Origin of the sequence: Bradyrhizobium sp. CIR48, from assembly GCF_014198315.1 — a bacterium.
Taxonomy (GTDB): domain Bacteria; phylum Pseudomonadota; class Alphaproteobacteria; order Rhizobiales; family Xanthobacteraceae; genus Bradyrhizobium.
The window spans coordinates 1,229,399-1,252,892 of sequence record NZ_JACIHG010000001.1; the positions used below are offsets into that span (position 1 = coordinate 1,229,399).

At 65.2% G+C, this 23,494-nt stretch carries 23 protein-coding genes; 12 read left to right on the plus strand and 11 right to left on the minus strand.

What is annotated here, in order from left to right:
* Positions 1–46: 46 nt before the first annotated feature.
* The 4 genes from GGD66_RS05985 to GGD66_RS06000 form a co-directional block, all read right to left on the minus strand.
* Positions 47–1,267, minus strand: coding sequence for a diguanylate cyclase (locus tag GGD66_RS05985; protein WP_018320096.1), 1,221 nt, complete (start codon positions 1,265–1,267; stop codon positions 47–49).
* A 229-nt stretch (positions 1,268–1,496) separates the two neighbouring features.
* Positions 1,497–1,976 (minus strand): 30S ribosomal protein S9, encoded by a 480-nt coding sequence (gene rpsI / locus GGD66_RS05990; protein ID WP_018320095.1) that lies wholly within the window; start codon positions 1,974–1,976, stop codon positions 1,497–1,499.
* Between the two features lies 1 nt (position 1,977).
* Positions 1,978–2,442: a 50S ribosomal protein L13 gene (gene rplM / locus GGD66_RS05995; protein ID WP_011087726.1), complete on the minus strand. Its 465-nt coding sequence runs from the start codon at positions 2,440–2,442 to the stop codon at positions 1,978–1,980.
* 158 nt (positions 2,443–2,600) lie between these two features.
* A complete protein-coding gene (locus tag GGD66_RS06000) occupies positions 2,601–3,029 on the minus strand; it encodes a PaaI family thioesterase (RefSeq protein WP_018320094.1) in 429 nt (142 codons plus the stop codon).
* An 85-nt stretch (positions 3,030–3,114) separates the two neighbouring features.
* On the opposite strand from GGD66_RS06000, the gene GGD66_RS06005 reads away from it, so the two are divergent.
* The 4 genes from GGD66_RS06005 (at position 3,115) to GGD66_RS06020 (ending at position 6,629) form a co-directional block, all read left to right on the plus strand.
* Positions 3,115–3,939: an enoyl-CoA hydratase gene (locus GGD66_RS06005; protein WP_183257076.1), complete on the plus strand. Its 825-nt coding sequence runs from the start codon at positions 3,115–3,117 to the stop codon at positions 3,937–3,939.
* 123 nt (positions 3,940–4,062) lie between these two features.
* Positions 4,063–4,647 carry a CoA-binding protein gene (locus tag GGD66_RS06010; RefSeq protein WP_038973477.1) on the plus strand — a complete coding sequence of 195 codons (585 nt, stop codon included), beginning with the start codon at positions 4,063–4,065 and terminating at the stop codon, positions 4,645–4,647.
* Positions 4,648–4,796: 149 nt separating this feature from the next.
* Entirely contained in the window at positions 4,797–6,077 is a 1,281-nt protein-coding gene (locus GGD66_RS06015; protein ID WP_104462877.1) for an O-acetylhomoserine aminocarboxypropyltransferase, read from the plus strand.
* A 207-nt stretch (positions 6,078–6,284) separates the two neighbouring features.
* On the plus strand, positions 6,285–6,629 hold the full coding sequence (locus tag GGD66_RS06020; RefSeq protein WP_183257077.1) for a hypothetical protein: 345 nt from the start codon (positions 6,285–6,287) through the stop codon (positions 6,627–6,629).
* Here GGD66_RS06020 and GGD66_RS06025 read toward each other — a convergent pair whose 3' ends face one another.
* Entirely contained in the window at positions 6,630–7,712 is a 1,083-nt protein-coding gene (locus tag GGD66_RS06025; protein WP_092257407.1) for a COX15/CtaA family protein, read from the minus strand.
* Positions 7,713–7,809: 97 nt separating this feature from the next.
* Here GGD66_RS06025 and GGD66_RS06030 point away from each other — a divergent pair, with 97 nt between their 5' ends.
* Positions 7,810–8,031 carry a DUF2842 domain-containing protein gene (locus GGD66_RS06030; RefSeq protein WP_018320088.1) on the plus strand — a complete coding sequence of 74 codons (222 nt, stop codon included), beginning with the start codon at positions 7,810–7,812 and terminating at the stop codon, positions 8,029–8,031.
* Here GGD66_RS06030 and GGD66_RS06035 read toward each other — a convergent pair.
* On the minus strand, positions 8,015–9,058 hold the full coding sequence (locus tag GGD66_RS06035) for a polysaccharide deacetylase family protein (RefSeq protein WP_183257078.1): 1,044 nt from the start codon (positions 9,056–9,058) through the stop codon (positions 8,015–8,017). The two genes, GGD66_RS06030 and GGD66_RS06035, sit on opposite strands and share 17 nt — an antisense overlap.
* 127 nt (positions 9,059–9,185) lie before the next feature.
* Here GGD66_RS06035 and GGD66_RS06040 point away from each other — a divergent pair, with 127 nt between their 5' ends.
* Entirely contained in the window at positions 9,186–10,367 is a 1,182-nt protein-coding gene (locus tag GGD66_RS06040) for a GNAT family N-acetyltransferase (RefSeq protein ID WP_183257079.1), read from the plus strand.
* 165 nt (positions 10,368–10,532) lie between these two features.
* On the opposite strand, the gene GGD66_RS06045 is transcribed toward GGD66_RS06040, so the two are convergent.
* Positions 10,533–12,869, minus strand: a complete 2,337-nt coding sequence (locus GGD66_RS06045; protein ID WP_183257080.1) for an exopolysaccharide transport family protein — start codon at positions 12,867–12,869, stop codon at positions 10,533–10,535.
* A 205-nt stretch (positions 12,870–13,074) separates the two neighbouring features.
* Here GGD66_RS06045 and GGD66_RS06050 point away from each other — a divergent pair, with 205 nt between their 5' ends.
* The 3 genes from GGD66_RS06050 to GGD66_RS06060 all read left to right on the plus strand — a co-directional run bounded on the left by GGD66_RS06050 (position 13,075) and on the right by GGD66_RS06060 (position 17,281).
* The gene (locus GGD66_RS06050; protein WP_183257081.1) at positions 13,075–14,208 is read left to right on the plus strand and encodes a glycosyltransferase family 4 protein; all 1,134 of its coding nucleotides are present in this window, start codon (positions 13,075–13,077) and stop codon (positions 14,206–14,208) included.
* Between the two features lie 120 nt (positions 14,209–14,328).
* On the plus strand, positions 14,329–15,876 hold the full coding sequence (locus GGD66_RS06055; RefSeq protein WP_183257082.1) for an undecaprenyl-phosphate glucose phosphotransferase: 1,548 nt from the start codon (positions 14,329–14,331) through the stop codon (positions 15,874–15,876).
* 154 nt (positions 15,877–16,030) lie between these two features.
* Positions 16,031–17,281 carry an O-antigen ligase gene (locus GGD66_RS06060; RefSeq protein WP_183257083.1) on the plus strand — a complete coding sequence of 417 codons (1,251 nt, stop codon included), beginning with the start codon at positions 16,031–16,033 and terminating at the stop codon, positions 17,279–17,281.
* On the opposite strand, the gene GGD66_RS06065 is transcribed toward GGD66_RS06060, so the two are convergent.
* Positions 17,256–17,726, minus strand: a complete 471-nt coding sequence (locus GGD66_RS06065) for a MarR family transcriptional regulator (RefSeq protein WP_183231737.1) — start codon at positions 17,724–17,726, stop codon at positions 17,256–17,258. The two genes, GGD66_RS06060 and GGD66_RS06065, sit on opposite strands and share 26 nt — an antisense overlap.
* A 147-nt stretch (positions 17,727–17,873) precedes the next feature.
* Between GGD66_RS06065 and GGD66_RS06070 the strand changes: the two genes are divergently transcribed.
* Positions 17,874–19,070 carry an FAD-dependent monooxygenase gene (locus tag GGD66_RS06070; protein ID WP_183257084.1) on the plus strand — a complete coding sequence of 399 codons (1,197 nt, stop codon included), beginning with the start codon at positions 17,874–17,876 and terminating at the stop codon, positions 19,068–19,070.
* A gap of 114 nt (positions 19,071–19,184) precedes the next feature.
* On the opposite strand, the gene GGD66_RS06075 is transcribed toward GGD66_RS06070, so the two are convergent.
* The 3 genes from GGD66_RS06075 to GGD66_RS06085 are packed head-to-tail and all read right to left on the minus strand — an operon-like array spanning position 19,185 to position 21,961.
* Positions 19,185–20,363 carry a trans-acting enoyl reductase family protein gene (locus GGD66_RS06075; protein WP_183257085.1) on the minus strand — a complete coding sequence of 393 codons (1,179 nt, stop codon included), beginning with the start codon at positions 20,361–20,363 and terminating at the stop codon, positions 19,185–19,187.
* 9 nt (positions 20,364–20,372) lie between these two features.
* On the minus strand, positions 20,373–21,155 hold the full coding sequence (locus GGD66_RS06080; protein WP_092257436.1) for a DUF169 domain-containing protein: 783 nt from the start codon (positions 21,153–21,155) through the stop codon (positions 20,373–20,375).
* A 56-nt stretch (positions 21,156–21,211) separates the two neighbouring features.
* Positions 21,212–21,961, minus strand: a complete 750-nt coding sequence (locus tag GGD66_RS06085) for a YdcF family protein (RefSeq protein ID WP_210321494.1) — start codon at positions 21,959–21,961, stop codon at positions 21,212–21,214.
* A gap of 185 nt (positions 21,962–22,146) precedes the next feature.
* Between GGD66_RS06085 and GGD66_RS06090 the strand changes: the two genes are divergently transcribed.
* Both GGD66_RS06090 and GGD66_RS06095 read left to right on the plus strand, forming a co-directional pair.
* A complete protein-coding gene (locus GGD66_RS06090; protein WP_183257086.1) occupies positions 22,147–23,088 on the plus strand; it encodes an acetamidase/formamidase family protein in 942 nt (313 codons plus the stop codon).
* 200 nt (positions 23,089–23,288) lie between these two features.
* Positions 23,289–23,486 carry a hypothetical protein gene (locus GGD66_RS06095; RefSeq protein WP_007603456.1) on the plus strand — a complete coding sequence of 66 codons (198 nt, stop codon included), beginning with the start codon at positions 23,289–23,291 and terminating at the stop codon, positions 23,484–23,486.
* The last annotated feature ends 8 nt before the right edge of the window (positions 23,487–23,494 follow it).

The following is a 23,494-nucleotide window of genomic DNA, read 5'->3' on the forward strand; positions in this document are numbered from 1 at the left end:
GGGATCGAATGGTAAACAGAGGATTACCGCGATGCTGCCTTGCGTCTCAGGCGGTGGCCGGACGCGGCTGCGGCGCACTGATCCGCGCGGCGCTCTGGCGGCGCCAGTTCTCCAGCGACAGCGGCAGCTCCTCCGCCGCCTCGACGCGGTTACGGCCGCCGCGCTTGGCCTGGTAGAGCGCGGTGTCGGCGGATGCCAGCAGCACCTCGAGCTCGGTGCCGGCGGGCCCGCCGGCGACGCCGATGCTGACGGTGGTGTCCACCGGACCCTCGTCGACCACGACGCCAGAGGTCTCGAACGCCTCGCGCACGCGCTCGGCGACCAGCACGCCCTCCTCCAGCGAACACGGCAGCAGTGCTGCGAATTCCTCGCCGCCGATGCGGCCCGACATGTCGGTGATACGCAGATTACTGACGACGACGGTCGAGAACAGTTTCAGCATCTCGTCGCCGGCGGGGTGGCCGAAGCGGTCGTTGATCGACTTGAAGTGATCGATGTCGAAGATCATCACGGTCACGGGACGTCCGGCCTTGGCCTCGCGCTCGATCACGCGGCCACAGGCTTCCGAGAAGCCGCGGCGGTTGAGCATGCCGGTCAGGGGATCGGTCGACGCAGCGGTGCGGTGCGCGGTCACGGTGCGCTCGGACACCAGCATGAAGATCACGAACACGGTGCCGACGGCATAGAGGATCAGTTCGACCGCGAACACCTTGACCCAGATGCTCTGGGAGAAGCCGGCATCGTGCGGACGCAGGAAGCTGCCGATCAGGACCGGCAGCATCAACACGCAGCCATGCATCACCGGCATCACGAAGGCGGGCCAGCGCCGCTGCAGGCTCTTGCGCCGTTCGGTCCAGAGCTCGCTGGCGGTCAGTGCCGCATAAACCGAGACGATGCCGGCGCCGACGATCATCCGCAACATGGATGCCTCGGGGGCGAGCAGCGTGACGGCGGCGACCCAGGCGAGCGCACCGAGCACGAGGCCCGGCCAGTTCGGCTTGCGACCGTGGAAGACGCGCGCCGCATTCCACACCATGCCGCAGGCGACGAAGCCGACCGCGTTCAGCGCAAGGTAAAGATGCGGGCCCAGCCTGTCGCCGGCTGCGGTCCACAGCGCGACGGAGGCGGCACCGAGCAGATACGCGGTGCCCCACCATTTCAGTGCAGGGCTGTTCTCCTGCCTGCCGAAAAACACCATCATGGCGCCGAGCAGTGCGGCAACCATGGTGGCGACCAAATAGAGCGTGATGCTATCGAGCGACATCATGTCGGCCCCCTTTAAGACATAGCAGTTACGCGACCGGCCCCAGCCGTTTGCGCGCCCTTCCGAATGCGACGCTAGGTCGCGCGAGTTCCATTCAGGTTTTCGCGGGAGGCCAAGTTTTCGGGAAACACGCCATCAATTTGCATACAAACGAACAACAAAAAGGGCGCTGAAATCAGCGCCCTTTTGCATCTCATTGAAGCCGCTTTCGCAGCGAATGTGACCGAAGCGATTAACGCTTCGAGAACTGGAAGGACCGGCGGGCCTTGGCCTTGCCGTACTTCTTGCGCTCGACCACGCGGGAGTCGCGGGTCAGGAAGCCGCCCTTCTTGAGCACGGAGCGCAGCTCCGGCTCGAAATAGGTGAGCGCCTTGGAGATGCCGTGACGGACCGCGCCGGCCTGGCCGGACAGGCCGCCGCCGGCAACCGTGCAGATCACGTCGTACTGGCCGGAACGCTGGGCCACCGAGAACGGCTGCTCGATCATCATGCGCAGCACGGGACGGGCGAAATAGACCTCGACCTCGCGCGAGTTGACGGTGACCTTGCCGGCGCCCGGCTTGATCCAGACGCGGGCGACCGCGTCCTTGCGCTTGCCGGTGGCATAGGCGCGGTTGAACTTGTCGACCTTCTTCTCGTGCTTGGGGGCGTCGGGCGCCGCCGCCGTCTTGAGCTGCGAGAGCTGGTCGAGCGACTGGATGGATTCGGCCATGTTATGCGGCCCTCGTGTTCTTGCGGTTCAACTTGGCGATGTCGATCTTCTCGGGCTGCTGCGCCTCGTGCGGATGATCGGCGCCGCCGTAGACACGGAGGTTGCCCATCTGCACGCGACCGAGCGGGCCCCGCGGGATCATGCGCTCGACGGCCTTCTCGAGCACGCGCTCGGGATGCTTGCCCTCGAGGATCTGGCGCGCGGTGCGCTCCTTGACGTGGCCGACATAGCCGGTGTGCTTGTAATAGGTCTTCTGCTCGCGCTTGCGCCCCGTGAGGACCGCATGCTGCGCATTGATGATGATGACGTTGTCGCCGCAATCAACGTGCGGGGTGTAGGTCGGGAGGTGCTTGCCGCGCAGGCGCATGGCGACGATGGTGGCGAGGCGGCCGACAACCAGACCCTTGGCGTCGATCAGCACCCACTTCTTCGTCACCTCAGCCGGCTTTGCCGAAAAGGTTTTCATGTCAGAGTTTCCGTGGACGGGGAGCATCGGCGCGAACACCGCGCCGGACTGCGCGGTTTTCTAGAGAAGAGACGCGCAACGGTCAATGCCCATGGACCGAAATTAGCATCGCAATATCAATTACTTAAAAATATGGTGCCATATTACCTGCGAAAAGCTCAAACATTTGGAATGGAATAGGTCGAGGTGACATGGGCGATCGGATCGGGCGAGCTGCCGGACAGCAGTTTCACCTCACCGACCGCCAGCCGCTTGCCGAGCTTGAGCAGCCGCGCCTCCGCCAGCACGTCCTGCCCCGGCTGGCCCTTGCGCAGGAAATTGATGTTGAGATTGGTGGTGACAGCGAGCCCGACCGGCCCGATCGCGGACAGCAGCACCACGTACATCGCGAAATCGGCCAGCGCCATCAGCGTCGGGCCGGACACGGTTCCCCCCGGTCGCAGCATCCTTTCGCTGTAGCGCTGGCGCAAAAGGCAGGTCTGGCCGTCCGCGCTTTCTATCGTGATGTCGTCGCCGCTGAACGCCTGGGGAAACTCGTGACGGAGGAACTGCTCGACCTCTGCCACGCTCATTTTCGCTGACGCCATGCTGTTCCCCACCCTCGCTTCGCTTCCCCTGTTACATTAAGTTATCTGCGTCATTCAAATGCAATAATCCAACGGAAACGCTTCGATGTCCGCCCAGGCTGCCCGCGCCCCCTCCCCGCAACCGCCGATCCTGCTGCGCGAGACCGTAGGCCCGATCGCCGTGCTGACGCTGAACCGCCCCGCCGCGCGCAACAGCCTGTCGGCGGCGATGATCGCCAGCCTGCATGCGGAGCTCAACGAGATCCGCGATGACAAGGCCGTCCGCGGCGTCGTGATCGCGGCCAACGGTCCGGCCTTCTCCGCCGGCCACGACATGAAGGAGCTGACCGCGCGCCGCACTGACGCCGATCGCGGCCGCGCCTTCTTTGCCGAGATGATGACCGCCTGCAGCGCGATGATGCAGGCGGTCGTGCACCTGCCAAAGCCTGTGGTCGCTGCCGTCCAGGGCATCGCGACCGCGGCCGGCTGCCAGCTCGTGGCAAGCTGCGATCTCGCCATCGCCTCGGAGGTAGCACACTTCGCCACGCCCGGCGTCGACATCGGCCTGTTCTGCTCGACGCCGATGGTGGCGCTGTCGCGCAACGTGCCGCGCAAGCAGGCGATGGAGATGTTGCTGACGGGCGAGCCCATCCCGGCGACCCGCGCCCGCGAGATCGGGCTCATCAACCGCGTGGTGCCCGCCGGCACTGAACGCGACGCCGCGATCGAGCTCGCGCAACAGGTCGCGCTGAAATCCGCCTACACCGTCAAGCTCGGCAAGGAAGCATTCTACCGCCAGGCCGAGATGAGCCTTGCGGATGCCTATCGCTATGCCGCAGAGGTGATGACCGAGAACATGATGGCGCGCGACGCCGAGGAAGGCATCGGCGCCTTCATCGAGAAGCGCGCGCCGACATGGCGGGACGAATAGTCAACTCCTCATCCTGAGGAGCCGCGGAACGCGGCGTCTCGAAGGATAGAGGCCCGACTGTGGCTTGATGGTTCGAGACGCGCGTGCCGCGCTCCTCACCATGAGGGTCAGAGAAAGAAAAAGATGAACCACGACGCCTATTCCGACAATTACATCCGCGCCATCCTCAACAGCGTGAAGTCGATCGCGATGGTCGGCGCCTCGCCGGTCAACGTGCGACCGAGCTATTTCGCGTTCAAATATCTGGCGCAGCGCGGCTACGACATGATCCCGGTCAATCCCGGCCATGTCGGCAAGGAGCTGCTCGGCAAACCCTTTATCGCCTCGCTCTCCGACATCGGCCGTCCCATCGACATGATCGACATCTTCCGCAATTCCAGCCACATCATGCCTGTCGTCGAAGAGGCGCTCACGCTCGACCCGCTGCCGAAGGTGATCTGGATGCAGCTCGGCGCGCGCGATGACGTAGCGGCGGCGAAGGCGGAATCGGTCGGTATCAAGGTGGTGATGAATCGCTGCCCCAAGATCGAATATGGCCGCCTGTCATCCGAGATCTCCTGGATGGGCGTGAATTCGCGCACGCTCAGCTCCAAGCGCGCGCCGGCACCGACGCAAGGCATGCGGCTATCCCTCAATCGGATGAGTGTCGGCGGCGGCGACACTGCGGCCTCCGATCGCGCGGCCAAAAACAAGACCGAGCAAAGCTGACGCAATTGCGAGGGATTCATTTTGCCAACGCGACAATGCGTAGCAAGATCATTCCCAAATGGTCTTGACGTGAAGCGGCGCCTTGACGGCGAGCGCGGCGCCCATCAGCATGCCGCGCGATTTCAGACCAAGAGAACAGGACGCCCTCAATGAGCGATCGCCTTCCGGGATTTTCAACCCTCGCCGTGCATGCCGGTGCACAGCCCGACCCCACCACCGGTGCGCGCGCGACGCCGATTTATCAAACCACCTCGTTCGTGTTCAACGATGCCGACCACGCCGCCTCGCTGTTCGGTCTGCAGGCGTTCGGCAACATTTATACCCGCATCGGCAATCCCACCAACGCCGTGCTGGAAGAGCGCGTCGCCGCGCTTGAAGGCGGCACGGCCGCGCTTGCGGTGGCTTCGGGCCATGCCGCACAGGTCGTGGTGTTGCAACAATTGATGCAGCCCGGCGACGAGTTCATCGCCGCGCGAAAACTCTATGGCGGCTCGATCAACCAGTTCACGCACGCCTTCAAGAGTTTTGGCTGGAACGTGGTGTGGGCCGATCCCGACGACGTCGCGAGCTTCGAGCGCGCGGTGACGCCGCGCACCAAGGCGATCTTCATCGAATCCATCGCCAATCCGGCCGGCAGCATCACCGACATCGAGGCGATCTCGACGGTGGCGCGGAAGGCGGGCGTGCCGCTGATCGTCGACAACACGCTGGCCTCGCCCTACCTGATCCGCCCGATCGACCACGGCGCCGACATCGTCGTGCACTCGCTGACGAAGTTTCTGGGCGGCCACGGCAATTCGCTCGGCGGCATCATCGTCGATGCCGGCACCTTCGACTGGTCGACCGGGGGCAAATATCCGATGCTGTCGGAGCCGCGGCCGGAATATCACGGCATCCGCCTGCAGGAGACCTTTGGCAATTTCGCCTTCGCGATCGCCTGCCGCGTGCTGGGCTTGCGCGACCTCGGCCCCGCGCTGTCGCCGTTCAACGCCTTCATGATCCTGACCGGCATCGAGACGCTGCCGCTGCGCATGCAGAAGCAATGCGACAATGCGAAAGCGATCGCCGAATTCCTCGCCGGCCATCCGGCGGTGGCGTCGGTCAGCTATGCCGGCCTTGCGAGCGACAAGTACAACCAGCTCGCGCGCAAATACGCGCCGAAGGGCGCGGGCGCCGTGTTCACCTTCAGCCTGAAGGGCGGCTATGACGCCGGCGTCAGCCTGGTGTCGAAACTGCAGCTGTTCTCGCACTTGGCCAATGTCGGCGACACCCGCTCACTGGTGATCCACCCGGCCTCGACCACGCACAGCCAACTCGACGACGCCGCCAAGGTAAAGTCCGGCGCCGGCCCCGACGTGGTGCGGCTCTCGATCGGCATCGAGGACAAGGAAGACCTGATCGCCGATCTGGAACAGGCGCTGGGGGCGTAGTCACCGCCGTCATTCCGGGGCGCGCGGCAGCGCGAGCCCGGAATCTCGACGTAGCATCAGACGTAGCATCATAATCTCTAGATTCCGGGTTCGGTGCTTTGCACCGCCCCGGAATGACGGTCGCTTTGGCGACCGCCAGTTAACGATCATTAACCATATCTGCCCCATACATCGTCTTTGGATCGCCCCTTTGATTCGGAGCCGACGATGCTGCGCTGGATGGTGCCTGCCCTTGCGGCGATGCTGACGGTTTCAGCCGCCGTTGCCGCCGACTTGCCGGCCACGCCGAAGCGGCGGGCCGCAGCTCCCCCACAGGAGCCGCCGCAGGTCTATGTCGATACCGATCCGGATGCGCTGATCTCGCCGGCCTATGGCATCGGCAGCTACATCCGTAACCTGCCGGGCACACCGCTGCTGCCGGGCTCGCACACCCTGCCGGGCTATTACGGCCGCCCCTGGAGCTACGACTATCAGGGCGCGTATTATGGCGGGAAGCAGGTCGATTATTTCTGGCGCCTGCCCTATTCGTGCGGCATCTACGGCTATTGCTGATCAGCCGGGCTGGCCAACTGGAACCGCGCGCGGCTGCGCCTCCGCAGGTCGCCGCGAAGCGAGCCGCTCCACCTGCATCACCGCAAGCGTCAACACGACGATTGCGACCGCCTGGTGCGACAGCGCGAGATCAATCGGCACCTGGTTGAGCAGCGTGAGAATGCCGAGCACCGCCTGCAGGCTCACCGCCGCGAGCAGCCAGAGCGCGCCGCTTGCCGCCGCACCTGCGCGCGAGCGCACCGCGTCGACCGCGTGGAGCGCGGCCAGCGCGAACAGCGCATAGGCGGTCATGCGGTGCTCGAACTGCACCGTCAGCACATTGTCGAACATGTTGCGCCACCACGGCGTCTCGAACCACAGCCGCTCGGCCGAGGGAATGAACGCGCCGTCGATCTGCGGCCAGGTGTTGTAGGCGCGCCCGGCGCGCAGGCCCGCAACCAGTGCGCCGAAATAGATCTGAACGAAGGTCACGACGAGCAGCAGCGCGCTCGTGAAACGCAGCCGCGCCGGTGCTGCGATCTGCGGCCGCTCCTTGAGCCGCCGCACCGTCCAGACAATGCCTGCGAAGATCAGCAGCGCGAGCACGAGATGCGTCGCCAGCCGATATTGCGACACCTCGACCCGTCCCGTCAGGCCCGAGGCCACCATCCACCAGCCGACCGCGCCCTGGAGCCCGCCAAGCGCGAACAGCAGCCACAGCCTGCGCTTCAATTCACCGGACAGGCCACCGCGCCACAGGAAGAACAGGAACGGCAAGAGATAGGCGACGCCGATGAAACGACCGAGCAGCCGGTGGCTCCACTCCCACCAGAAGATCTGCTTGAACTCGGACAGGCTCATCCCCGCATTGAGCTCGCGATATTGCGGGATCTTCTTGTAGGCCTCGAACGCCTCGGTCCACTGCGCCTCCGACAGTGGCGGCACGCTGCCCGTGACCGGCTTCCATTCGACGATCGAAAGGCCGGATTCCGTCAGCCGCGTCGCGCCGCCGACCAGCACCATCAGCGCGATCAGTGCGGCGACCGAGATCAGCCACCAGCGCACGGCGCGATGCGGGTTGGTTGGGACAGAATTCGTTGTCATTTCAGAGGTTAAAACCAGGGCTTGAACCGGACTGCGTGCCCCTTATAGTCCCCCGCTCCCGCAGCGCAAGTTACGCGAAAGCCGCTAGTAGTCCGTCATGACGATCCGCACCCGCAAGTTCCTCGGCGCTATCCTGCTCCTCGTGCTGGCCACGGTCTGGGCCCTGCTCGGCATGGCGGCGGCGCAGATGCCGTGGATCGCCGAGTCCGGCTGGCGGCAAGCGATCTATTACGTGGTCGTGGGCATGGGCTGGGTGCTGCCGGCGATGCCGATCGTGAGCTGGATGCAGCGGCCTGATCGCGTCAAGTCTGGCTCGTAGCGGTCGGCCTCACCGGCGCAAACGCAACACCCGACACCAGTACGCGCAACATGCGCAGCGAGCGCACGCGGCCATCCCAGGAAATCCGCGGCAGCGCGCGCAGATTGGTCCGCCCCTCCGCGTCCACGATGCCCGGGATCGTCGACACCGCGCTGGCAAAGCCGGCCTCCTCCGCCATCACGACGTGGCTGCGCCGGAACGAGGCGCGGTCGCCGAACGGAAAGGCGAGATGCCTGACATCGCGGCCGAAAGCGGCTTCGGCAACGGCCCTGCCCATCGCCATCTCGCGCAGCGCCGCACTGTCCTTCATGTTGGCGAGAACGGGATAGTTCACGGTCGCGCTGCCGATCGTGACGAGTGGATCGGCAGCCAGGTTCGCCAGATCCTCCCAATCCATCGACGCCTCGCGCGAGAGCGCGGCAAGATCAATGCGGTAGCGCGTACAGAGATCGGCGATCGCGGCCGATAGATCCGCCGGTGACAGCGAGCGCAGCCAGCTCTCGAGATGCGAGAACAGCGCCTGCTTCTCGGTATTGCCGGTGACGGTGAAGCGCTGCTCCCTCTCGCCCATCATCAGGCTGATGCGGCTCTCGCGCGCGATCACCTGTTCGAGCCCGAGCCACCAGGCCTGCCCGACACCATCGGGAAACGCGGTGGGCACGTAGACCGTGAAGGGCACGGCGTGATGCGTCAGCACCGGATAGGCGAAGTCGATGAGATCCTTGTTGGCACCATCGAAGGACAGCGCCACGAAACGCCGTTTCTCCGGCAGTGTCACCGCGCGCCGGCAGACCTCGTCCATGCCGAGAAAATCGTAGTTCCAGCGCTTCAACGCGCGAATGGCACGGTCGAGAAATTGCGGCGTGATCTCGTTCGCGCACAGCGGCTGAAACCCGCCGCCCCGCCGTGGCCGCACCCGCGCAAAGCGCAGGATGGCGCCGGCACCTCGGCTGCGCAGCGCGGCCTGGCCGGTGAACCAGGCCAGCTCGAGGCGCAGCCGTTCCAGCCATCTGTCGTCGGATGCCAAGATCCCACCTTCGCGCCCCCAGGGCGCCGTTCCCTCTCCATTGTCCTTACCCTTTGTTGACATTTCTTTGCAAAGGTCGGCCACAGGCCGAATTACGTCTATTTTGATTTCTCGACAGGTTTCGCGAATGACCATGGCTGCGGCGATGCAAAGCCGGACGGCAGAAGCGCCAGCGCGGTCGAAAGCGAGCCGTATCGCGCATGTCGATATCGTCACCGATCTCGGCGCCGCCGAGGCGGTCTGGCGCGCCTTCGAGGAGCCCGGCCATCTCTTCACGCCCTATCAGCGGTTTGATCTGCTGAGCCCCTGGCAGCGACTGGTCGGCGAGCGCGAGGGCGCGCGGCCCTTCGTCGTGATCGGCCGCGACGCCGATCGCAAGCCAGTGCTGCTGCTGCCGCTCTCGCTGCGCCAGAGCCACGGCGTGCGCACGGCCGCTTTCATGGGCGGCAAGCACACGACCTTCAACATGGGCCTGTGGGATGCCGCGTGCGCCGCACAGACCAGCGCCGCCAATCTCGAAGCACTGCTGGCGCCGCTGCGCGAACATGCCGACGTGCTCGCGCTGACACAGCAACCGCTGCGCTGGCGCGACCAGCCGAACCCGTTTGCGCTGCTGCCGCGACAGAGCGCGATCAACGGCTGCCCGCAGCTGGTGATGGAGCCCGGCGGCCCGCCGCCATCGCGGATCAGCAATTCGTTCCGCCGCCGCCTCAAGAGCAAGGAAAAGAAGCTCCAGCACCTCGCCGGCTATCGCTATCATCTGGCGACGTCCGATGCCGACGTCACCCGCCTGCTCGACTGGTTCTTCCGCGTCAAGCCGGCGCGGATGGCCGAACAGAAGCTCCCGAACGTCTTCGCCGAGCCCGGGGTCGAACAGTTCATCCGCAGCGCCTGCCTCGCGCCGCGCGGCGAAGGCCGCGTCATCGACATCCACGCGCTCGAATGCGACGACGAGGTGATCGCGATCTATGCCGGCGTCGCCGACGGCCAGCGCTTCTCGATGATGTTCAACACCTACACGATGTCCGAGCACGCCCGCTACAGCCCCGGCCTGATCCTGATGCGCTACATCATCGATCGCTACGGCGAGCGCGGCTACCGCTCCCTCGACCTCGGCATCGGTTCGGACGACTACAAGCGGATGTTCTGCAAGGACGACGAAGATATCTTCGACAGTTTTGTTCCGCTGACCTCCCGCGGAAAACTCGCAGCGATGGCGATGTCATCTCTCAGCCACGGCAAGCGGCTGGTGAAGCAGAACCAGGTGCTGTTTGATCTGGCCAGGCGGCTGCGGCAGGCGTTCGGGTAAGAATTCACAGCTCGCAAGCTGCCCTGCTCCTGCAAGGCAAGTATCGTAGGGTGGGCAAAGCGAAGCGTGCCCACGTCTTTTGTTACCGTATCGGACAGGCCGTGGGCACGGCGCAAGTGCGCCTTTGCCCACCCTACGATTCCGAGTGCGCGGAGAAAGAAAAGCCTACGCCGCCACCACGCGGGGCGCATCCACCGCACCCGAAGCCTGCACCGGCTTGCTCAACATCGTCACCTCGCTGAAGCCGACCGCCCTCAGCTGCTCGCACATCAGCGTACGCGCATCCGCCGTCATCGACGCATCGGGCACCACGACGGCGCGGGCATGCGCCGTCAGCAGCTCGGCCGGAAGGTCGGAGGCGCTGCCGGCGTCGATCAGCACGTGATCATAGGCGCGCAGCAGCGCGTCGATGGCCAGCGTCACCCGCGGCGATTGCAGCACGCTGCGGTCGAAGCCGGGACGGCCGGCCATGACGAGATGCAACCGCGATAGTTTGTCCCGGGTGATGATTTGCGCGAACGACGCCTCGCCCTGCATCAGCTCGGCAAGGCCGGGCGCCGAAGCATCGACGGAGACCGCGGCAATCGTCGGCGAGGACGCGGCGAGATCGACCACGACGACGCGCGTCTCGCGGGCCAGATGCCGGGCGAGCGTCAGCGTCGACAGCGTGATGGCTTCACCGGAAGCGGTGCCGAGCACCGTGACCTTCCTCGCCGCAGCGCCCGCGGCGCGCAGGCTGCCGGCCAGATGTTCGATCTCGGTGAATTCTGTGACGTCGGCATCATCAGTCATCTCCGGCTGAAGCGGCGCGGGCTCTGCCATGACCGCATCGGCGATCGGCTCGACCTCGGGTCGGACAACCGGCTGGACGATCGGCTGGACAGCCGGTTCCTGGCGCACCGGTGCCTGCGTTTGCACCGGGCTGAACGCGGCCACCGTGCGGGGCGCGGTCTGGCGCAACAACTCGCCGGTGACGACGACGCCGGACGAAAGCAGCAGCGTGGCGATCGTCGCGATCAGCACGATCGGCAGCTTCTTCGGATAGGCCGGCGTATTCGAGACGATGGCGCGCGAGATGATGCGGCCGTCGGTCGGCGCCGTGTCGATGGTCTCGCGGGTATTGGCCTCGCGGTACTTGGCGAGATACCCCTCCAGCAGGTCGCGCTGCGCCTTGGCCTCGCGCTCGAGCGCGCGGAGCTGGACATCCTGGCCGTTGGTGGCGGCCGCCTGCTTCTTAAGCTGTTCGAGACTTATCGACAGCTCCTGCACCCGACCGCTGGCGGCCTTCGCATCGTTCTCGAGCGCGCGTGCGATCTTGGCCGCCTCGTCCCGAATCTGGTTGTCCAGCTCGGCGAGCTGCGCCTTCAGTTCCTTGATGCGCGGATGGTTGCCAAGCAGCGTCGAGGATTGCTCGGCGAGGGTCGCCCGCAATGCCACACGCTGCTGGGAAGGCCCGCGCACCGCGTCCGAGTTCAGAACTTCAGACGCCTCGATCGGCTTGCCGCTCTGGAGCATCTCCCGGATCAGGCGCGCCTTCGCCTCGGCGTCGGCTTTCAGCGCGCGCGCATTGTTGAGCTGGGTGTTGACCTCGCCCATCTGCTGGTTCGAGAGCGTGGTATTGTTGGTACCGACGAACAGGCTCGACTTCGAACGGAAGTCTTCCACCCGTGCCTCGGCCTCGGAGACCTTCTTGCGCATATCCCCGATCTCGCCGGCGAGCCACTGGCTGGCATTCTTGGCCTGCTCCTGGCGCGCAGTCTGCTGGAGCACGAGATAGCCTTCGGCAATCGAATTGGCGACGCGCGCTGCAAGGTCCGGATCGGCGGACTGGAATTCGACCACGATCACGCGCGACTTGTCGACGGCGTAGGCCTGGAGACGATCGTAATAGGCATCGAGCACGCGCTCTTCCGGCGTCATCGAGAACGGATCGCGGCCGATACCGATCATCGCGGCCAGCGACTTCAGCGGCGAGATGCCTTGCAGCACGGGATCGAATTCGGGGCGTTCGGCGAGCTTGTTCTTCTTGATGATTTCCCGGGCCAGATCGCGCGACAGCACCAGCTGCACCTGGCTGGTGACGGCCTCGGCGTCGAGCGCCTGCCGCTCCTCTGTGCGGTCGCTGCTCGGACGCAGGAACACGTTCTCGCGGCCATCGATCAGGATGCGCGATTCGGACTTGTAGCGCGGCGTGACGAGATTGACGACGGCAACGGAGGCGACGAGCGCCAGCACCGTCGGCACGATGATCCAGCCGCGCTTGCGCGCCAATGCCGCGCCGAGCGCGTGCAGATCGATATCGCCGGATTCGACTTGTGCCTGCTTGGTGACGATCGGCGTAGGCTTTGCTTCAAGCCTGACTTCAGCCTTGGCCTCGACTTTGGTCTCAGGCTTGGTCTCAGCCTTGGTCTCAGCCTTGGGCGCGACTTCGGGTTTGGCCTTTGAGACGGCTCGCGCAACCACGGCCTTGTCCTTGCCGGCACGCCAGAACGCTAAACGCATCGAACACTCCCGCAGGGGCAACGCCACTAAGCTACCTCAACCGGGCCGATTACACTCCATTAAGGTTGCCGCTGGGTTAATCGCGGCATGCGGCGACTTGCGCAGGCGCACTCGTCACCGTTTGTTAACCACGAGGCCCCTTAATCCGTCTCGATATTTTCCTCGGAATTGTTCGGCATTCGCCGTCGCGCGCTGGTTTTGATTCATGCCCCCCTCTCCTGACCGGCCGCTTCGCATCCTGCACGCCGTGCGTGCTCCGGTCGGCGGAATCTTCCGCCACATCCTCGACGTCGCCAACGGCCAGGTCGATCGCGGCCATCATGTCGGCATTCTCGCCGACAGCCTCACCGGCGGCGAGCGCGCCGACAAGGCTCTTGCCGAGCTCGGGCCGCGGCTGAAGCTCGGCGTGCACCGGCTCGCGATCCGCCGCGAGCCGTCGCCGGACGACGTTCTTGTGTGGCTGCGCATGCGGCGCCTGATCGCCATGCTCAAGCCCGACGTCATGCACGGCCACGGTGCCAAGGCCGGCGCCTTCATCCGCATGCGGCGACGCTCCGACGACACCATCCGCATCTACACGCCGCATGGTGGCTCGCTGCACTATCCCCTCAACACCTTCAAGGGCGAGTTTTACGCGCGGCTGGAGCGGACGCTGATGGACGCGACCGATCTGTTCCTGTTCGAGAGCGCATTCGCGCGCGACACCTATCAACGCATCGTCGGCACGCCCAAGGGCGTGGTGCATTGCGTCTTCAATGGCGTCACGCCCGAGGAATTCGAGCCCGTCGTGACCACCGACGATGCCACCGACCTCTGCTATGTCGGCGAGTTCAGGCACATCAAGGGCGCCGATCTCCTGGTCGATGCCGTGGCGCGCCTGCACGAGGGCGGCAAGAAGGTCACGCTGACGCTTGGCGGCGACGGCGAGGAAACCGCGGCGCTGAAGGCGCAGGTCGAAAGACTCGGCCTCACCCATGCGATCCGCTTCATCGGTCACGTCAAGGCGCGCTACGGCTTCTCCAAGGGGCGGCTGCTGGTCGTCCCCTCGCGCGGCGATTCCATGCCCTATGTCGTGATCGAGGCCGGCGCGGCCGGCATTCCCATGATCGCTTCCCGCATTGGGGGCATCCCCGAGATCTTCGGCTCCGACAGCCCGGCCCTGTTCGCGCCGAGCAATTCCGAGGCGATGGCCGAGGCGATCGCCGCGGCGCTCGATGATCCCCAGACCACCGCGCAGCGCGCCGTGTCCTTGCGCGAACGCATCTCGGCGCATTTCTCGCAAGCCGCCATGGTCGACGGCGTGATCGCCGGCTATCGCGACGCATTTGCCAATCATTAACCATCGTTAAGCCCGCTTTAGAAAATCTTCCGATTTGTTCGATAATCGAAGGACCAGGGGATGCCGCCCGGGGCGCCAACGCTATTGGCCCGCGGGTGCTTGAAATGGACGTGGACGCCCGTGGAACCGCTCAACGCACGCTCGATGCTCGATGCCGCGACCAGCGCCGCGGCCAAGCCCGCTGACCAACCCTTTGTGGAGCGCCGCCGCCGGCTCTCACCCGCAGCCCTCGACGTCGTCAACCAGAAGGTCGCCCGCGCCTATTCGCCGATCGTGATCGCCGGTTTCGTGCGCGTGGCCGACTTCGCGCTGCTCAGCCTCGTCGGTATCGCGCTCTATGTCGGCTATGTCATGCCGCTCTCCGGCTTCAGCTGGGTCTATCCCGCGGAGGTCATCGCCGTATCGATCGCCGCCGTGGTCTGCTTCCAAGCCGCCGACATCTATCAGGTGCAGCTGTTCCGCGGTCAGCTCCGGCAGATGACACGGATGATCTCGTCCTGGTCGTTCGTCTTCCTGCTGTTCATCGGCATCTCCTTCTTCGCCAAATACGGCAGCGAAATCTCGCGGCTGTGGCTTGCCGCCTTCTACTTCCTCGGTCTCGCCGCGCTGCTCGCCGAGCGCCTGGTGCTGCGCTCGCTGGTGCGCGGCTGGGCGCGCCAGGGCCGGCTCGACCGCCGCACCATCATCGTCGGCTCCGACAGCAATGGCGAGCAGCTGGTCGAAGCGCTCAACGCGCAGGAGGATTCCGACATCCACGTGCTTGGCGTGTTCGACGACCGCAACGACAGCCGCGCGCTCGACACCTGCGCCGGCGCGCGCAAGCTCGGCAAGGTCGACGACATCGTCGAATTCGCCCGCCGCACCCGCGTCGATCTCGTGCTGTTCGCGCTGCCGATCTCGGCGGAAACGCGCATCCTGGAAATGCTGAAGAAGCTCTGGGTGCTGCCGGTCGACATCCGCCTCTCCGCGCACACCAACAAGCTGCGCTTCCGGCCCCGCTCTTATTCCTATCTCGGCGAGGTGCCGACGCTCGACGTGTTCGAGGCGCCGATCACCGACTGGGATCTGGTGATGAAATGGCTGTTCGACCGCGTCGTCGGCAGCCTCGCGCTGCTCGCGGCCCTGCCGGTGATGGGCCTGGTGGCGCTGGCGGTGAAGCTCGACAGCCCCGGTCCGGCGCTATTCCGCCAGAAGCGCTTCGGCTTCAACAACGAGCGCATCGACGTCTACAAATTCCGCTCGATGTACCACCATCAGGCCGATCCGACCGCCTCCAAGGTCGTGACCAAGAACGATCCGCGCGTCACCCGCGTCGGCCGCTTCATCCGCAAGACCAGCCTCGACGAGCTGCCGCAGCTCTTCAACGTGGTCTTCTCCGGCAACCTCTCCCTGGTCGGTCCGCGCCCGCATGCGGTGCAGGGCAAGCTGCAGAGCCGGCTGTTCGACGAAGCCGTCGACGGCTATTTCGCCCGCCACCGCGTCAAGCCCGGCATCACCGGCTGGGCCCAGATCAACGGCTGGCGCGGCGAGATCGACAACGAAGAAAAGATCCAGAAGCGCGTCGAGTTCGACCTCTATTACATCGAGAACTGGTCGGTGCTGTTCGACCTCTACATTCTCCTGAAGACGCCGATCTCGCTGCTGACCAAGAACGAGAACGCGTATTGAGTTTCCGTCATGCCCCGCGAAAGCGGGGCATCCAGTACGCCGCGGCGCCGGCCGTCGTCTCCAATGGCCCCACGGAGTACTGGATCGCCCGGTCGAGCCGGGCGATGACAGCGGTGTTTGTGGCGTGTGAGTAGCGTAAGCGTATGAGCATGTGATGGCGTATGCGGCGACAGCCGGTGGAGTGAACGTTGCCGTACCGGCTGCGCCCGGCGTGCTGGCGCTGCAGCGTGCGCTGGTGTGGCTGGTCGGCGCCTCCGGCGCGGTCGTCTTCATCGAGCCGAGCCCCTACGAGATCATGACGCTGCTCGCGGCCGTCACGTTCTTCGCCACCGGCCTGCGGCTGCGGCTCGCGCTGATGCCGCTGGTGCTGATGCTGGTCCTGCTCAATGTCGGCTACACGATCAGCGCCATCCCGCTGTTCGAGCAGTCCGAGGTGGTGAGCTGGATCGCGACCTCCTGGTACATGGCGGTGACCGTGGTGTTCTTCGCCATGGTCACGTCCGAGGATACCGCAGCCCGGCTCGACATGCTCCGCCGAGGCCTCGTGGTCGGCGGAATGATCGCCTCGCTGCTGGCGGTCGCCGGCTATTTCCACCTGGTGCCCGGCGGCAACGACCTTCTCACACTCTACGGCCGCGCGCGCGGCACGTTCAAGGACCCGAACGTGCTCGGTGCCTTCCTGATCCTGCCCGCGCTGTTCGCGCTGCAGAGCGTGGTTTCGGACAGACTGGGGAAGGCGTTCCGCAACGTCATCGCCTTCGGCATCATGTCGCTGGCGATCCTGCTCGCCTTCTCACGCGCCGCCTGGGGCGGCCTGGTGCTGACCTCCGCCTTCATGCTGGCGCTGATGGTGCTGACCAGCCGCACCAACGCGCAGCGCTCGCGCATCATCATCATGGCGATCGTGGCCGCGGTGCTGGGGCTCGCGCTGATCGCGGTGCTGCTGTCGTTCGATTCCACCGCCGAGATGTTCAAGCAGCGCGCCAGCTTCGACCAGAGCTACGACGAGGGCCGCTTCGGCCGCTTCGGCCGCCACATCCTCGGTGCGGAGATGGCGCTCGACCTGCCGTTCGGCATCGGCCCGCTGCAATTCCACCGCTTCTTCCCCGAGGACACCCACAATTCCTATCTCAACGCCTTCATGTCCGGCGGATGGCTCTCCGGCGTGTGCTATCCCGCGCTGGTCTTCACCACCGTCATCATGGGCTTCCGGCACATCTTCGTCCCGGTGCCCTGGCAGCGTGCTTATCTCGCAGTGTTCTCCGCCTTCGTCGGCACCGTCGGCGAAAGCTTCGTGATCGACACCGACCACTGGCGGCACTTCTGGATGATGCTGGGCGCGATGTGGGGCATGATCGCGGCCGCGCAGATCTACAAAATTAGCGACGAAGCTTCTTCAGCTTGAGGGCCGGCCGCTTTTCCGGCGGCGTGTCGAGCAGGCCCTTCAAGGCCTCCGTCGCCGCGAGCACACCCTTGTAGCCTTCGTTGGCGAAACGCAGCAGCAGCCGCAATTCCTCGTCGGAATAGCCGCCGAATACCTTCTCCATCGCCTGCTGCATCGGCACGTAGAATTGGCCGATCTTCATCGCCGCGTCCGGCACGACGGCGATGAAGACCTTGCGGCGATCTTTCTCATCCCGCTCACGGCGCACCAGGCCGGCCTTTTCGAGCCGGTCGACCACGCCGGTGATGGCGCCCGTCGTGAGGCCCGTGACCTCGGCGAGCCTCCCTGCGGTGACGCGTCCCTCGAGATACAGGATGTCCATGCATTCGAGATCGGAATTGGCAATTCCGGCAACGTTGGCAACGGTTTGCCCATAGAGCACGCCCTGCGCCGACGACCTGCGCATCGCCTCCTCGAGCTCCTGCAGCAGCGCAGCGCGCGCCTTCGTCCTTGACAAGGCCGACCTCATATCTTAGGCGATATATATCTTAGTCACTAAGAGATTTAGCGACCGTAATTCCTCCTAGCACCACGGAAACGTCGGGAGCAAGCCATGTCCTATCGTCCCCGCAAGGCCCTGATCATCGGCGCCGGCATTGCCGGCCCCGTGGCCGCGATCCTGCTGCGCCGCGCCGGCATCGAGTCCGCGATCTACGAGGCCTGGCCCTATTCCAAGGGCATCGGCGGCGGGCTGCAGATCGCGCCGAACGGCATGCATGTGCTGGACGAGATTGGGCTGGCGAATGAATTGATCAGCCGAGGCTCGATCGCCGAATCCTTCGACTTCTATTCGCAGGGCGGCGCGAGGCTCGGCTCGATCAACCGCGACATGGAGCGGCGCTTCGGGCAGCCCGCGGTGAACGTCTGCCGCGCCACGCTGAACGAAATCCTGATCGACAAGGCCTGGTGCGCCTGCGTTTCGCTCTATTTCGAGAAGCGCGTGATCAAGATCGAGGATCGCGGCGACCAGCCGATCATCGCCTATTTCGCCGACGGCACCACCGCCGAGGGCGACTTCCTGATCGGCGCCGACGGCGTGCACTCGATCACCCGTCGGCAGGTGGTGCCGGACGGACCGCAGCCGTTCAATACCGGACTGATCGGCTTCGGCGGCTTCGTGCCGCACGCCGTGCTCGACGGCAGATCGATCGGCCGCCACGTCGAAACCACGTTCGGCCAGAGCGGCTTCTTCGGCTATGGCTATTGCAGCCCAGATCCCACGGACGGCGTGATGTGGTGGAGCACGCAGCCCGCGCACGGCATGGACGCCGCGATGTTTCGCGCCCTCGACCCGACGACGCTGAAGCGGCATCTGCGCGGCTTCCACCGCGGCTGGCACGATCCGATCCCTGATATCATCGAGGCCGCCGAGAACATCGTCGTCACCGACACGCTCGACGTCGCGACCCTGCCGACCTGGTCGCGCAAGCGCTCGCTGTTGATCGGCGATGCCGCGCACGCGACCAGCCCTCACGCCGGCCAGGGCGCCTCGCTGGCGCTCGAAGACGCGATGCGGCTTGCCCGCCTGATGCAGGAGGACCAGGAGCTCGGCGCCACCTTTAGGGCATTCGAGGCGGAGCGCCGCCCGCGCACCGAGAAGATCGTCGCCATGGCGCGCCGCAACGGCAACAGCAAGCGCGAATTCAGCGCCACCGGCGCGTGGGTGCGCAATCAGATGCTGAAATGGCTGCTGCCGCTGGGATCGAAAAGCATGGATTTCATGTACGCATATGACGCGCGGGCAGCGTAGCGGCACGAACGCTGTCGTAGGGTGGGCAAAGGCGCAAAGCGCCGTGCCCACGATCTCGTCCTAATCGCGACAATGGTGGGCACGCTTCGCTTTGCCCACCCTACGAGAGCCGAGCTAGCTCTCCACCCTGAACGTCAGCCCCGCATTGTCCCGCAGCCGCTTGATCAGCTTGTGCTGCATCGCTGCGCCCGGGGTCCAGAACCCGGCCGGAACGTCCGCGGCGTCGCGGAGCAGGCAGATCGCGCATTCGGAAATCATCTTCGAGGTCGAGCCATAGCCGGGATCGCGGTCGCCGGTGACGCCGGCGCGGACCTGGCGGCCGTCCGGCGCGATCGCGACATAAAGCAAATTGAAGAGTCCGTTCTCGCGCTCTTCCTTCGACGGCCCCTCGCCCGGCTTCGGCGCGTTCGGGCCGGTCTTCTCGGCATTGACCGCCATCACGCGCTTGGCGTTGGCCTCGCCCTTCTCGCCGGGACCGGTCAGAACCATCTCGTCGTAGACGAAGTCCTGGCCGTAGGGAAAGCCCATCAGCATGTTGGAGCGATGGACGTTGCGCGTGTTGATCAGTGCCATCATGAACGGCGCGGCCCAGGATTGCAGATCCTCCTCGTAGGCCGCTCTGTTGCCTTTCGGCTGCTTCGGACCGGTAAATCCGGGCGTCAACGCAAAATGGTCGTTGAGAATGGCGACGAGGCTGAGATCCTTGGCGACAGCATCGAAGGTCGCTTTCGCGCTCGCCGCGGTGCCGCCCGACAGGGTGCCGCGCATGTCGCGCACGCGGCCCTTGACGCGCGCAGCCGGCGCACCGAACACGCGCCTGGCCTCTTCCTGCACGAAGAACGTGCCGAGCTCGAACGGCACGGAATCATAGCCGCAGGAAAACACGATGCGCGCTCCGCTCGCCTTGGCCGCCGCATCGTACTTGTCGATCATCTGCCGCATCCAGACCGGCTCGCCGCAGAGATCGAAATAGTCTGTGCCCGCAGCGATGCAGGCCGCGAGCAGGTCCTCGCCATAGAATTGGTACGGACCGACCGTCGTGATCACCGATCTGGTCTGCGCCACCATCGCCTTCAGCGAGGCAGCGTTCGACGCATCCGCCACGATCAGCGGCGTATCCGCGGGCGCGCCGATCGCGTCACGCACCGATTTGAGCTTGTCGAGACTACGGCCCGCCATCGCCCATGTCAGCGCCTTGTCGTCCCTGTAATGTGCCGCCAGATACTCGGCGACGAGCTGGCCGGTGAAACCGGTCGCGCCGTAGACGACGATGTCGAATTTCGCAGAGCTCATGATCGGCCTTTACTTTTTCGCGTAACTTACGCCCATGCCGGCGCGGACGTCGCTTTGAATGCCATAGGGCGGGATCGGATAGCGCAGGCCGTTTTTGGCCAGCGCCTTCATGCCTTCAATTGCCTTGGCGAGATGCGAAGGCTTCAAGGCCATCAGCATCTCCTCGTCCGGCACGCCGCCATAGCGCCGTTCGGCATAGCATGGCAAGGACAGGCTGGGCTCCCCGGTCTTGAGCGCCCGGCCCCAGGAATCCGCGCAAGCCGTCTCGCCGACGACGCCCCATTCGAACTTCTTGTAGCCGGTATATTGCAGCCCGTTGATCAGGATGATCATCTGCCCGGGCGTCGCATAGACAAGGCAGATGTCCGGCGGATCGAGCCGTCCGCTCGCGAGCGGACTGACGGCAAGCGCCTCATAGTGTCCGAACGGAACCACGTCCAGCGCCTCCTGGCGCTTGCGCGCGTCCTCCGCGGTGCCGTGCCAGACCCCGACATAGTTCTCGCCGGCGAGCCATTTGTCGTCCTGCGGCGCAAGGCCGATCACCGCGCGGCATTGCGCGCCGACAAGGTCATCGGCGGTGATGCCGACGGTCCAGCCCAGGCGCGCGGCCATGCTGACGATCTGGTCCGTGGTGTGGATCGCATTCGGCCGCCGGATTTTCGGGATCGCCTCCATCTCTGCCGCTTGCGCGAACAGCTTCATGCCGATCACTGTCGTCTTCAGCCGCAGCAGGCTGTTGAGATCGGCGACGAGGCCGCCAAGATCGATGCTGTCTGCACTCTGCTGTTGCATGGCTTCCTCCGGCCCGGCGATCGTGCGCCGTGTGTTCTTGTTTTACGGTTCTCGTTCTAGTCCTTGCCCGGTCCCGGAAGCAACTCGCCGGTCCTGCCCATCAGACGGTAAGCCACCAGGCCGATCCACTCGCGCACCGCGACTTCGGTTCGGCCCAGCCCGTCCGCGCCCATATTGGTGAAGGAGAACAGATCGTCACGCCCGCCCATCCGCCAGTCCACGGGATAGGCCTCGACGTCAAATCCGGCCTTGCGGAAGATTCCCATCGAGCGCGGCATATGAAAGGCCGACGTCACCAGCAGCCAGCGCTCGCCCGGCTTCGGCGCCACCAGCTCTTTCGTGAAGATCGCATTCTCCCAGGTGTTGCGGGAGCTGCGCTCCAGGATGAGGCGCTGCTTCGCAATGCCCAGATTTTCCAGGATCGGCGCGGAATAGTCGGCTTCCCGCGCGTCGGTCGAGACCAGGTTCGCCGTCCCCCCGGTAAAGACGATGCGCGCATTCGGATAGCGGCGCGCGAGCTCGGCCGGCGCAAACAGACGATCGGCGGCGTGCGCGACCACGGGCGCGCGATGCGCCGCCGACAAATCGGTGTCGACCGAGCCGCCAAGCACGATGATGCCGTCGGGCGCGCCGCGCGAGGGGTCCCACGCCGGAAAGCGCGACTCCAGCGGATAGATCAGGAGGTTGCCGAGTGGCGAGAACGCCGCCAGCGCCAGCAGCACCAGCGTGGTCACCGCAAGCTTGCGGCCGAGCGCGGCAAAGCGCGTCGCCATCAGCACCAGCGACAGGATACCGAGCTCGACCATGAAGTTGATCGGCAGCAGCGCGGTGCCAAGCGTCTTGGAAAGCACGAAAAACAGGGGAGCCTCGCTGGAATGAACTGGTCGGTCCGCGCGGGGCTTGACCTGCCCGGCGATCTTCAGAAATCTTCTTGAAAGAGGATCGATCGCCGGGTCAAGCCCGGCCTGATGAAAGCGACCGGATGCGGCAAATGACCCATCACCACCTGCATTCCAGCCCCAAAACCTGCCATTGGGGCTTCTTCGAAGCCGCGCTCAAGCCCGTGCTCACCGTCGCGAGCGGCGACGAGGTGACAGTCGACACCATCAGCGGCGGCCCCGACATGCTGCCCGATCGCGACAAGTTTCACATTCCGCCGGAGATGTTCGAGGTTCATGCCAATAACGAGCGCATGCTGCCCGGCCACATTCTCACCGGCCCGATCGCGGTCGAAGGCGCCCAGCCCGGCGACGTGCTCGCGGTCGAGATCCTCGATGTCCAGCTCCGGCAGGATTGGGGCTGGAACATGATCAAGCCGCTGTCCGGCACCCTGCCCGACGATTTCCACGAGACCCGCATCCTCAACATCCCGCTCGACCGGGCGCGGATGGTCGGCCGCATGCCGTGGGGCCTCGATCTGCCGCTGAAGCCGTTCTTCGGCGTGATGGGCGTGTCGCCGCCCCCTAGCTGGGGCCGCATCTCCTCGCTGATCCCGCGCGCCATGGGCGGCAATCTCGACAACAAGGAGCTCGGCGCCGGCGCGACGCTCTATTTGCCGGTGTTCGTGCCGGGCGCGATGTTCTCCTGCGGCGACGGCCACGGCGTGCAGGGCGACGGCGAGGTCTGCGTCACCGCGATCGAGACCGCGCTGCAGGGCCGCTTCCGACTGACGCTGCGCAAGGACCTGAAGTTCGACTATCCCCGCGCCGAGACGGCGACCCACTACATGACCATGGCGATGGATCCCGACCTCGACCAGTGCGTCGTGCGCGCGTTGCGCGACATGATCGCGCTGCTCGGCGAGACGCGAAACCTGTCGCGCGAGGATGCCTACACGCTGTGCAGCCTGGCGGCCGATCTGCGCGTAACCCAGACCGTCAACGGCGCCAAGGGCATCCACTGCATGATCGAAAAGGCGATCGTGCACGGCTGAGCCGGCCCGCTCCTCCCGACCTATCGACGCCACGCCGCCGCCGGGACTCTCGCGCGGCGCGCCTCGTCGCGTCTAATTTCCCGTGCGATTCCAACATGTTGAGCATCAAGCTCAGCCTGCATTTGACTTCCACCCCCGAACCTAAATAGAGTCTTAATCGTTACTTTTATGTACCCGAGTAAGAGGCTAGCGTTCGGGCCATGGCCACCGAAAAAGCCGAGACTGACCGTATTCCCGTAACCTTGGCGCTCTCGACCATCACCTACCTGGAGAAGCTGGTGAGACAGGGCACCCACGGCACCAGCGTTCCCGGCGTCGCACGTACCCTGATCGAGGAAGGCATCCGTCTCGCCATCAAGGACGGGCTTTTGTCGATTCGCGACAATGGCAGGACGTGAGCGCGCGC